Annotated in this window: 10 protein-coding genes; 4 read left to right on the forward strand and 6 right to left on the reverse strand. The window is 54.2% G+C overall.

Features of this window, described 5'->3' with window-relative positions:
* The 6 genes from RMSM_RS24805 to RMSM_RS24830 all read right to left on the reverse strand — a co-directional run.
* Window positions 1–2026: hypothetical protein (locus tag RMSM_RS24805; protein WP_201767073.1), on the reverse strand; the 2026-nt coding region annotated here is incomplete at its 3' end.
* A 141-nt stretch (window positions 2027–2167) separates the two neighbouring features.
* Window positions 2168–2422, reverse strand: a complete 255-nt coding sequence (locus RMSM_RS24810; protein ID WP_040769301.1) for a hypothetical protein — start codon at window positions 2420–2422, stop codon at window positions 2168–2170.
* Window positions 2397–3545, reverse strand: coding sequence for a hypothetical protein (locus RMSM_RS24815; RefSeq protein WP_008703006.1), 1149 nt, complete (start codon window positions 3543–3545; stop codon window positions 2397–2399). Before RMSM_RS24815 ends, RMSM_RS24810 begins: the two co-directional genes overlap by 26 nt.
* Window positions 3546–3819: 274 nt before the next feature.
* A complete protein-coding gene (gene fliM / locus RMSM_RS24820; RefSeq protein ID WP_008703008.1) occupies window positions 3820–4917 on the reverse strand; it encodes a flagellar motor switch protein FliM in 1098 nt (365 codons plus the stop codon).
* 57 nt (window positions 4918–4974) lie between these two features.
* The gene (locus tag RMSM_RS24825) at window positions 4975–6279 is read right to left on the reverse strand and encodes a glutamate-5-semialdehyde dehydrogenase (RefSeq protein WP_008703010.1); all 1305 of its coding nucleotides are present in this window, start codon (window positions 6277–6279) and stop codon (window positions 4975–4977) included.
* 79 nt (window positions 6280–6358) lie between these two features.
* Window positions 6359–6805, reverse strand: a complete 447-nt coding sequence (locus RMSM_RS24830; protein ID WP_236622292.1) for a VanZ family protein — start codon at window positions 6803–6805, stop codon at window positions 6359–6361.
* A gap of 196 nt (window positions 6806–7001) precedes the next feature.
* Between RMSM_RS24830 and RMSM_RS24835 the strand changes: the two genes are divergently transcribed.
* The 4 genes from RMSM_RS24835 (at window position 7002) to RMSM_RS24855 (ending at window position 11183) form a co-directional block, all read left to right on the forward strand.
* A complete protein-coding gene (locus RMSM_RS24835; protein ID WP_008703014.1) occupies window positions 7002–7829 on the forward strand; it encodes a 3-keto-alpha-glucoside-1,2-lyase-like domain-containing protein in 828 nt (275 codons plus the stop codon).
* Between the two features lie 62 nt (window positions 7830–7891).
* The gene (gene tadA / locus RMSM_RS24840) at window positions 7892–8359 is read left to right on the forward strand and encodes a tRNA adenosine(34) deaminase TadA (protein WP_040769307.1); all 468 of its coding nucleotides are present in this window, start codon (window positions 7892–7894) and stop codon (window positions 8357–8359) included.
* An 894-nt stretch (window positions 8360–9253) separates the two neighbouring features.
* Entirely contained in the window at window positions 9254–10432 is a 1179-nt protein-coding gene (locus tag RMSM_RS24850; protein WP_052031797.1) for a hypothetical protein, read from the forward strand.
* Between the two features lie 184 nt (window positions 10433–10616).
* A complete protein-coding gene (locus RMSM_RS24855) occupies window positions 10617–11183 on the forward strand; it encodes a hypothetical protein (RefSeq protein ID WP_144057936.1) in 567 nt (188 codons plus the stop codon).
* Window positions 11184–11529 lie beyond the last annotated feature (346 nt).

Consider the following 11529-nt stretch of genomic DNA (forward strand, 5'->3'; position numbering starts at 1 on the left):
GTTTTTGAAAAAGTTCGTAGGTTGCCGTATATCCGTTTCGCAGCCTGTCGCGAAAATTTGAGGCATCGGTGGAAAATGCCGCCAAGAAATTGAATGCGAGAAAAATGCCAATCATCGCCACCACGATCGTCCAAATCAGAGGGCGATGTTCGTGGATGGATTTTACGCCGGCCGGTTGACGTAGTGGCAAGTACTTGGGACTTTGCGTCGCCGACAATTGAATCGGGTTTCCGTTTCCAATCTCGAATGCGAGTGGTTGCAAATAGGACTGGGATATCGACGCAGAGGCTTTGGTTTGTCGTCGTCCTACCAAGTCAAAGAGATCCTGCGAGACGTCGCCATAGTATTTTTCGAATCGATCGTCTTTGAGCTTTTTCTCTAAAAACGCGTGACATAACACGGACATCCCGATAAAGGCCGATGTTTGGTAGCCGTCGCGAAAGCTGGGAATATTGTTGACTCGGCCAAAAATGTTACTGCGACCTCGTACCCCCAATCCATAATGGGATGCCACCACCAGATTCCGCGTGTGAGAATTAAAGTCCGGAAGACTGTAGCGTGCATCCAGCTCGGTGGTGAAGAACGTGGCGACAGGGAAAATCGGACGTGCCTTTTCCAGAATCAAATTCTTGTCTTCCCAGCTAGAACCGAGTATCCCAACCGCACGCACCCGGCTCGGGTTGATCAACCGCGATGAAGCCATCTTGCCAAGCTCTTGCATCGATCGATTCAAGTAATCTTTGACCGTGGAATGGTCGCCGCGAGAATCCCCGCCGGATGACTGGCTACCGGAGTCGGCAATATCTTTTAGATAGGGGATGACGACCGGCTGCTGATTGCTCGTTTCAAACAGACTCTTCTGCATTTCCTCGACATAGCTAAGCGAACTCTGTTCGGCAAAGATCACCAATTTGTTCGTCGATCCATCGGATGGCCATACTCCACGAAGAGTCAGTTCCCGTTGCAGTGCGGTCAAAAGCCGCTCGTCCGATCCGATCGTGTGAATCAATTTGACGAAGCGGTGGGATCCAATCTTCAAATCCGTTTGCCCTGCTGACAATCCCAGACTACGGTCCGACGCCGTGCAGCTAGTGTTGCATACGACCGCACCGAGACCCCAATCGTCGAAAAAGGACGCGACGGTACGATCGGACTGCTGCGTCAAATCCAATTGCTTACCGTCTCGGACGAGATCGCGTAATGAGCCGCTAAACGTGGGGCCAAGCAGTGCGAAAGCGGCGTTTTTCTTGTCGCTAGTGTCAACGACGATCGGTTGCAGAATATCGTAGAGCGTCGAAAGCGGTTGCTTGCCGAGATGAGTTTCTTGGATCCACGTGATCAGGATATAATCGTCAGTATTGCGATGTTTATAGAGTTTCGTCGGTAGAAACGGGTCGATTGTGACGGCGGTCGATTGACGATCCATGGGCGGTTCGACAGGCGGATCACCAGTCCGATCGACTGCTGCATCGGGATCCTCTATCCGCTCCGAAGGCGGAGGTTCTTGGTCGACCTCCGAAGGCGATTTAATTTCGGCCGCACGTGTTGAAAAGTGGTATGTCAGCTTGGACGGCCGATAGGTCATGCGGTTGGGAAACGACAGGTTGAATCCTTGGTTGGCCAAAGCCAACTCAACGGCGTGACGTTTTCGCACATGACTCTCTAGCCCGCTACGATCGGTGTGGACGGCGCCTGGAACAGGGACGACAAGATACATGATTCTGCCGTCGTCGCCGAGTTTCTCTTTCAGGATGGTTGTCACATCCGATGCGGCTAACAAATCCGGTACCTTCGACGCAATCTCTTGTAGTTGATCACCGTAGACATGGGTGAACGGATCGTCCCACATCGATCCGGGCAAACTAATTGTCCCTTCGATGGACGGATACATTTCATTCGATACGGCGGTCGGAATGGCTGGCGGCGATAGATCCGACACCACGGGATTGGCACCTGGGCGAAGCCCGAACAAGGCCGCGATCCCAACAATCAATCCACCTCCCATCCAGGTGAAAACAGTCGGCAAAGAGCCACGCTCGCCACTCATGTTGAAAACCACACGCTGTCAAGTAAGCCAATACATCAATCCACATCTGAGATTCAGTATAGCTGCCAAAACACATGGTTCCACCTTCGAGAGGGGTTTGGTGCCTTTTTAAGTGTCGTCCTAGAGTGGACGGTTGACCACCGTGATAAAGTTGTCTCGCCGGAGATGCATTTGTCGATCCGTGCCGTCGCTTCGTGCGGCAGCACCTGATCCGAGTGTGCTTGGCAATGCATTCACTCGATGAAAGACGGTGCACTCGATGAAAAACTGAGTGAATTGGATCGCTGCTCGTTTCCATCCGCTGCACATCGCCGCAATCGGCGATGTCAATCGCTTACACAGCAATGGATCACTCCGCGGTTTGGCTGTCTTCACCCGAGTTGGCTTTCGCGTCGCGGTCGCGGGCGTGTTGCCGAATCGCTTGCTTAGCATGAGTCAGCCGTGCGGGCCACTGGAAGCTTGGTGCTTGCTCGGGATCATACTTCGCAAGGTGTCCCTTTAATCGTGTTGTCGGCTTGCTGTAACTGAATTTGACATCGCCGAAAACTTCACGACACATCGCCGCTAACCCCGGATCATACTCAATCAATTCCACTCGAGTGTTGACATGATTGTGGTCGTGGTCATTGACGCGATTGTCGTCGAACCAAGACTGCGCGCCTTCGGCAAAATACTCGAACCGATTGACGCTGGCATATTTTCCTTTCCAAAGCCCACGCTTCATCGCGTCCTTGTAGGTTTCTTTTAGCCGATTGTCAAAACTGGGGTCGACATTAACCATGCCTCGCAGATGGATACAATGAGCAAGCTCGTGGATCAGGATGCTCTCGGCAGCATACGGGTCGCCCGGATAGGCCAACAGATTCTCTTCGCCGACCGAACAAAATGGGTCGGTTTCACTGCCGCCGGTGCCACGTGCCCTCGCGTCCCAGTAATCTTTGGCGTCGAGTTGCGAAAAACCGGCAGGTGCCTTGCGAGCGAAATGAGCGAACTCTGGCAAATCGGTTGTGAATTCATCATGAGCCATGATGCACAACCGAGCTCCGCTATCGGTCATCGCCTGCAGCACGTCGGCACGATTGCCAAGCATTTTTTCGATCAAGTATTTGGCTTCTTGCAGAGCATACGGATTGACCGTTGCCGAGGCTACGATCGGAAAACCTTTTGCTTTGATTGATTGTGAGTAGAACGACGGCACCCCTTGTTGGCTATCGGGATCGAAACGTACCCCTTGCACCCGAGTATGGCTGGTGACCGTTTGCTCGCGGTTGTCTTGACGACCGACGATCGCAAACTGGTGGCCAAGCGAGGTGGTGATCACGGTGTCTTCGCCCGGTTCCAATGTTCCGTTGGGAACTCGTTTGCCTTTGGATTCGAGCCAAAAGATATCGATTGTTTGATCGCTGGCGTTGATGATTTGAAGCTTCGGTCGTTGGCGAACCTCAGTGGTTTTACTCTTGGTTTCCGCCGACGCAGAGGCTGCGGAGATTAGCAGCACGATAGCTAGGCGAGCCAGGAGACGTAAGCAGTGACCACGGTATCTATGCATGGGTTCCAATCCGAGAGGGGGCTGCAAGCAGCCAAGGGCAATGGTTTTTCGACTGCACGATTATAACCAGCCATCATCCACCTCTTGCAGTCCAAGCACAACAAACGATGCGTATCGGTCGTTCTGAGCGCATTCACTTGGCCTACGGTTGTATGCCTCGCCCACCTCTTTCCTTTTCGCCAAGCTGGGGACCTCGGGATCTCGGCTTACTCAGGGTCTCAGCCTACTCAGAATCTTCGTCCGGAGGGATGCGTTTGGATTCGAGGATCGATTCGATGCGGACCGCTTTCTTGCCTTTGAAGGCACCCGCTCGGGCGTTGAATTTAGGCACGTCCTGGATCGACAGTTCCAGTGGCGAATTGACCTCTTTTTCGGTCGTGATCACGTCGCCGACCGACAGTTCCAATAGATCGCCGGTGCGGATTTTGGACCTTGCCAAGGTGACGACCACATCCACCGGAGCCGCTTCGATGCTGGTGGAGATTCGTTCGCGTGACTTTTCCGTTGGCTTTCCTTTGCCGTAGCCGACCCATCCGTTACGCGACAACTGGGAATTGAATCCTTCGATCGTGTTGAACGGAATACACAGATTCATCATGCCACGGTTCTTGCCCAGCATGACTTCAAAACCGACCAAAATGATCACTTCGTTCGGTGGAACGATTTGCACCAGCTGAGGATTGCTTTCCATCCGGTCGACCTCGAATTCGAGTTCGACGATGTTTTCCCAGGTGACTTTAAGTTGCTCTAGAAACAGATCGACGATTCGGCGAATCAGTCGCGTTTCGATTTCGGTCAGCGGTCGACGTATCGCTTCACCCGGTTTGGGGTCGCCGCCTAGCATGCGGTCGATTACGGCGTAGGAAAGCGTCGGTGCGACATCAAGAATCCAGTGGCCTTCGAGCGGGCTGGGTTTCAACACGCTAAAGCAACTGGGGTTGTCTAAGCTGAAGACGAACTCGCTGTAGGTCAGTTGGTCGACGCTCAGCAATTTGACTTCGGTCATCGTCCGCAGCAAACCGGACATCGACGCGCCATAGTTTCGGGCCAGCGTTTCGTGCAGCGAATGCATCGCCCGCATCTGGTCCTTGCCAACGCGTTCGGGACGTTTGAAGTCGTACGATGTGACTCGTGTTCCTTCGGGCAACAGCCCCGACATTTTTTGATGGGATGTTTTCCCACGCGGTGGTACCGCCGATGCTTCGCTCTGCTTTGCTTCGGCAGCTTCGGGATCGGTCGCATCTCGCGCCGGTCCATCGACTGTTTCCATCGCCTTGAGCAAGCTTTCGACTTGGTTCTGGCTGAGCGATTCGTCTGACATATCCCTTGTCCTTATTGATTGCGATCTTCGCTTCGGTGGCAAACCCGATTCGTCGCACTAAGTTCGCACGTGACCATCGCCACGGACGATGTATTTGTATGTGGTCAATTCGCGAAGTCCGCATGGGCCACGCGCGTGAAATTTGTCGGTCGAGATGCCAATCTCGGCGCCCAAACCGAACACGCTGCCATCGTTGAATCGTGTGCTGGCGTTGACCATTACGGCCGCGCTATCGACCAGCGTCGTAAAGGTTTCCGCAGCCCGCAGATCGCCGGTGACGATTGCATCGGTGTGATGAGAACCGTAACGATTGATGTGTGCCGCAGCGTCCTGGAGCGATCCGACCACTGCCACACTGATCGTGGGACCCAAATATTCAGTCGACCAATCTTCGTCCGTCGCTGGCAAGGCATTGTCGATCCACGAGATAGCTCGTTCGTCGGCGCGAATTTCAACGCCGCGTTCGGTCAGCCGTTTCGCGATGGCGGGAATGGCGTCGGCCGCGATTTTTTCGTGTACCAACAATGATTCACAGGCATTGCAAACGCCCATTCGCTGGCACTTGGCATTTTCGATGATGTTGACCGCCATCTCGATGTCCGCATCTTGATCCACATAGACGTGGCAATTGCCGTCAAAGTGTTTGATGACGGGCATGGTGGCTTCGGCGGCGACGCGGCGGATCAGCCCTTCCCCACCACGAGGAATCGTCACGTCGATCAGTTCGCCAAGCGACAGGAATTCACCGACAGCTTGCCGATCGGTAGTCGAAACCAACTGCACCGCATCTTTGGGGACGCCGCACTCCTGGGCCGATTCTCCCAAGACTTTGACGATCGCTTTGCTGCTATGAATCGCTTCTTTGCCACCACGCAAGATCACAGCATTGCCGCTTTTGACACAAATGCCCGCAGCATCGGCGGTCACGTTGGGCCTGCTTTCGTAGATGAAAAAGACGACGCCTAGAGGGACGCGTCGCTTCAGAATTTGCAGTCCACCCGGTCGTGTGTGTCCTTCGATCACTTCGCCGACGGGATCGGGAAGCATCGCGATTTCCTCGAGTCCGGTGGCGATCGACTTAATGCGGGCGGCATCCAATCGCAATCGATCGATCGCAGCGTCGGTTAAACCGTAGTCCGCGGCCGCCGCAAGATCTTTTTCATTTTCTTGGATAATCGGGTCGGTCGCCGCGACCAAAGCCGCCGCAGCATGACGGAGCCAGCGGTTTTTGACCTCTGCGTCCAACGAGGCGAGTTGATACGAGGCCGCACGTGCCGCTTCAGCGGTTTGCAGGCAATATTGAGCGATTTCAGGGGTAGCAGCAGTCGTCGACATGTTGACCGGAAGGGTTCCAAGCGGCATCAAATTAGGCAATTTCGAGGCTTTAGCAGCCTTTGTGAGATTGTCGACGATGTAGTGCGAGGGGTCAACGGCGAATTGATCACGAAGCCAACGCGGTTCGTGATTTCCAGACGGAATACACCCATCGCAGAGTCGCGTAGACCGCAATTGCGGTCAGAATGCCCGCAGTGTCCGCCACGAAATCCATCGGATCGGGTGATCGTCCGCGGACAAAGCCTTGGGTGTATTCGTCGATCGCCGCGTAGCTCATTCCTATCACCGCAATGATGCTGAAACGTCGAACGAGCCGATCCGAGGTCGTCACGTAGCACATCAGCAGTCCCAACCCCCCGAAAGCCATGAAGTGCATGAGCTTGTCGCTGATCTTCGGCGGTTTGATCATCGAGCTGGGAATGTGAGTGAGCACGAAGATGACCAACCAATAGCCCGCCAACGCAAAGAATGCTAGCCGGAAGCCAAGGATCGTTTTTTTCGTGATAGACTGCATCGATGTCCCCATGTTGGGATAAGCTGGAGCAGAAGACATTAGAAACTCCGTTTTGTTCGAGACAAGGTGTACGGACAAGGACCGGCAGTGGGCGAAGCGGCTAATGCCGGGCTTTCCCCTCTGACGGGTGCGTCTGTGGTGTCTGATCTTCCATCTACATCCCCTTTCCAATTTGCTAGATAAGGTATCGACGGTGCTAAACCAGCTGCTTTGCAAGTGTTTCGCGATCACATCCATGACTAACATCAACGTTTTCACGCTGGCGATCGTCCTCTCGACGATTTTTGGGGTGGGCTCACCGGAAACGGCTCTGGCCCAATCTTCCGAATCCAACCCGACCCCTGCAGCGGTTCCATCGGAATCCGATGCAAAGGTTGATGAGAAAACTGACAGCGAAAAGGCAAACGCTGCAAAGAATTGGAAACCGCTGGAAGGTTCCTGGGTCGTTTGTCAATTTGGGGGTGATGGAGAAGTCGAAATCAAGGGCAATTCGGCCAAGATCGGTTACGGCGATCCGCTTTCGGGCATTCGCTGGGAAGGCGACGTGCTTCGGGAAAACTATGAGATCGCATTGGAAGCACGGCGGACCGAAGGCTACGACTTCTTTTGCGGTTTGACGTTCCCGGTGGGCGAATCCAAGGTCAGTTTGATCATGGGCGGTTGGGGCGGCGGGATCCTGGGGATCAGCAACGTCGACGACAATGACGCCAGCCAGAATGCGACGACGCAATTTCGCAACTTTGACAATGACACCTGGTACAAGGTGCGTGCTCGCGTGACCGACAAGGCAATCGAGTGCTGGATCGATGGCAAAAAACTGATCGATCAATCGCGTGAAGGTCACGTTTTTGATATTCGTGCCGAGATGGAACAGTGTGAACCGCTGGGGGTAGCCGCTTTCCAGTGTGATTCCGAGATTCGCAACATGCGGGTCCGCCGATTGACGGCAGAGGATCTAGCGTCTGAAAATCAGGATGAATCAGACAAGGCCGCATCCAATGCGGACACCGCGAAGAAAAACACCGCGAAGAAAAACGATGTGAAGCAAAAGGAATCAAAGTGAGTGATCGAGAAACGGATATTCGTGCGTTTGAATCTCCCGAGGTACAGCAGCAAGCCAAGATGATGTTCGAGTCCGACTCGTACTGGATGGGGCGTGCGCTCGAATTGGCGTTCCAGGCGGTGGACGCGGACGAGGTTCCGGTCGGTGCAATCATTGTTCGCGATCACTCCATTATTGGGGCGGCATCAAATCAACGTGAAAGCTTGAAAGATCCGACCGCTCACGCGGAAATGATTGCGATCACGCAAGCCGCGGCGGCGGTGGAAGATTGGCGTCTCGAGCAAACGACGCTCTATGTCACCCTCGAACCGTGCATTATGTGTGCCGGCGCGATCTTGCAGTCGCGAATCCCTCGCGTCGTCTTTGGTGCGACGGACCCCAAGGCCGGCGCGGTGGCCAGCATGTACCAATTGCTCGAAGACACCCGGTTGAATCATCGCTGTTTGGTCACGTCTGGGGTGATGGCGGATCGCTGTGGCAAAGTGCTGACCGATTTCTTTGCCAGCAAACGGGCGATGGGCAAGAAATAAGCACGTAGCCGGAAGGAACGTGGACAGGAGTCGTTCGGCACTTTGAAGCATTACGTACCCGTGTTTTGCAATGTTTCAAAAACCCTACGAGTAAGCGAGGAATCTCAAAACGCCGGGAAATCGCTCGCTTACGCATTTTGAAGTGGTGCTTTTGTATCGAGGGGCAACGCCCCGGAAGTTTACCTAGCCCAGCCCAGCGGGCTGGGGCCAAGACAACCAATGAACCGAATTTCTCTCCCCCCTTTCCCCGCGAATCGCCTTCCGGCGATTCGCGGGGAAAGGGGGGAGGGCGTCTTGCCCGGCTTGCCAGGTAGCAGCCAGTTGTCGCACCGACCGGGGCAAGCCCGGCGGAAGCGAGATTCACCCGGCCCGCTGGGCCGGGCGAGGCAAATTGCCCAGCCGTTGGCCCGCAACACGAAGAACAGCTCAACTTCAAAACATTCGCGTTCGGGTTGTGATGACCTCGAAAAACACGACTCAAAATTGCTTCACAGCGTTGCGTTTTTTGCTGGCGTCCACCATGAAGTACCGCATTTTTAGGTCAACAATGGGGCGCAGGGTCGTTGGCGACTCACTTTTTTACCGTCAGCTCGATTGCGAAACCCCCGGAATTTGCGGGAAAGCAATGGCAAAGTGTTCCGGTTTTGCAGATTCTCGGACTTTTGCTGCTTCTGTTGCCAAACAAACTAAGCCTTCGCGATCGAGCCAGCCGATACTACCGGTACAACCCGAATTGCTCTCTCGCAAATCGCTTTGACCCTGAATGGGTGTTAGGCGGTCAGCGTGAGAATAATTCGGTGTGAACCCGCCACGACTTTGTGTTGACGTTGTCGATCACAGAGGGCGGTCAATAGGCATAGAGTGACGGATGTGTCACTTGACAAACCAAACTTCATGAAGACGGTGGAACACGCGATGTCGGTACGGAAGCTGACGGCAAGCCTGCTCACAACATTAGCGATGCTAGGCGCCATTGCCACAGGAAATGCACAAGACCATGTGCCACCAGCGGACCCGCTAGCGTTCGATCCTGACTTTCAATGGTTCCGGCCTGTCTATGACATGGACTTGGCCGATATGAAGCCAAAGAAGCGGGCCAACACAGGTTGGTTCGCAACTTACGATCGATTGGCTCTGTACGCGTCGCGGCCTGAGTTAGAGCTCGTGCAGGACGCTGAAACGAAACTCGATCAAGGGTGGGGACATCGGTACGAAATCGGCTACATGTTGCCCGATGTCGAACACGGTTGGATGTTCACCTACACTCAGATGAACGGGCCTGGCGAACGAGACGTCGTGGCTCGCGAGCGTCTGATTCGATTCGGTGTCGTTGCTGACCCCGACGATGTCGATGACCCAGGACCCGTTATTCAAGGCGATGGTAACACCCCTGGCTATGACCAGCGGCTGTATTTCGTCGGCGATTCGGTCAACGTCATGGATTTCAACAGCTACGAACTGAACAAGACTTGGCGAATGGAGCCGTATCATTACGGTGGTATCCTTGAACCATTCGTCGGTTTCCGCTGGGCCCGGTTGAACGATTACAACAGCCAGCAGAACTACATCACCACCGCCGACGGTTCGGCACTTCCCGACGTCAACTTGGGTGATGACTACGAACAATTGACAACCGATTCGGTGATCACCGAGAACGAAATCTTGGCGGCACAATTTGGTTTCCGATATGTCAAGTTCCGTGACCGCTTCACCTACTCCGCTGACTTCCGCGGCATGGTTGGTGGCAGTCTGCAATGTGCGAAATCACAACGTGATGTCGAAACGACGGTTGGAGTCGGAGATGTTCCTGACAACAACTTCTCGACACAAACACGTGCCTTGTATGATCGGAACGAAGAGTTCGTGATCGGGTTCGATGTTCGTGGCGAACTGGCTTACCAATTGACCGAGGCGATCAAAATTCGCACCGGGGTTCAAGTGATCGACTTGGCAACCGGAATTTGGCGAGGCGGACCTGTCGACCCATCCGGCACCAACCAACAACAAGGTGGCTCGCAAGACCAAGATGTTGTGATGGTCGGTGCGACGTTCGGTATCGAACTGAATCGCTAACACCTAAGCACACCACGCTTATTATTTGACCGGGACATGTTTATTGCATGTCTCGGTTTTTGTATGCGCGAATCGACCTCGCGCCAAAGAGATGGAAACATCGGGGACAGCAACCTCGGGGGCAGCCGATACTGACTTGAGCTCAGAATTGACTGCGGTTTCGCTGCTGAGTAATATTGGTTCTATGTCCCACCTTCCACTCGTTGTCGCCGGTCCCCTCCGCCGCACAGCTGTCAATTCAGTTGCCGCGGGTGGCTTGCGTCTGGCCGTTTTGGTTTGGTTGGTACTTTCTCAGTTCCCGCTGCCGGTGCTGCATTCGCACGAGACTTTACGCGACAGTGTGCTCACCGCTCATCTCGCTCGGCATCATCAAATCGATGCTGCCGTGGCTGCCCAACACACCGTTGACTGTAACGCCGCAGTGTTCGAGGTTTATGAGTGCCAGGAATTGCATTGGCACTTGTTTTTGCCGTCTGATTTTCTGGCGCGCGGTACCGACGAGATGAATGGACCTCATTCGGCTTCGTTCTCGCCATTGGGCATTTGGGGCGAGGATGGCGATTCCGTCGTGGATCACGACTCGGCGATTGTGTGGAGTTTGCTGCACGCGTATGCATTGAATCGCTGGGTCGTGGTTGGTAACCCCGATGTTGCCGTGCCGCCGTCGCCCGACAGTCTGCCATCTCATTCTTTTACGCAAACCTATCTTGATGTGCCTCTCTGCACACTCGTTTGCGTGATGCGGACCTAGTTCGTTTTTGCTCTCGCTAGGTAAGCGTTCCTTCAATTGTGCACACGCATGCGCATGATGTCGGTTCGCGTGTCGCCCGTTGACACCCCAAGCGTAAATGGCCCCACGTCTGTCTCTCTCTCTCTCCCGCACACCGTCTTTGGATTGTTACAAGGACACTTTGGCAAATACGAATCATGCAAAAGAAATCCCTTTACGCGGTCGGGCTCTGCACGCTCGTTCTCTGTATCGCATTTTTGCTTTGGCCGAGCACCGAAAAGCCGACTCGAGAATCCGCCGAGCCCACATTGACCGACGCAGATTCGGCAACGCTTTCTACTGCGGAAATTCGCACGGTCAAATTGTC

The sequence above is a fragment of the Rhodopirellula maiorica SM1 genome, assembly GCF_000346295.1.
Lineage (GTDB): Bacteria > Planctomycetota > Planctomycetia > Pirellulales > Pirellulaceae > Novipirellula > Novipirellula maiorica.

Bases quoted from the DNA above. Each gene is read 5' to 3' on its own strand.
- RMSM_RS24835 (WP_008703014.1), top strand. From the start codon at position 7,002: ATGACTAACATCAACGTTTTCACGCTGGCGATCGTCCTCTCGACGATT.
- RMSM_RS24855 (WP_144057936.1), top strand. From the start codon at position 10,617: ATGTCCCACCTTCCACTCGTTGTCGCCGGTCCCCTCCGCCGCACAGCT.
- RMSM_RS24825 (WP_008703010.1), bottom strand. From the start codon at position 6,279: ATGCCGCTTGGAACCCTTCCGGTCAACATGTCGACGACTGCTGCTACC.
- RMSM_RS24830 (WP_236622292.1), bottom strand. From the start codon at position 6,805: ATGTCTTCTGCTCCAGCTTATCCCAACATGGGGACATCGATGCAGTCT.
- fliM (WP_008703008.1), bottom strand. From the start codon at position 4,917: ATGTCAGACGAATCGCTCAGCCAGAACCAAGTCGAAAGCTTGCTCAAG.
- RMSM_RS24850 (WP_052031797.1), top strand. From the start codon at position 9,254: ATGAAGACGGTGGAACACGCGATGTCGGTACGGAAGCTGACGGCAAGC.
- tadA (WP_040769307.1), top strand. From the start codon at position 7,892: ATGTTCGAGTCCGACTCGTACTGGATGGGGCGTGCGCTCGAATTGGCG.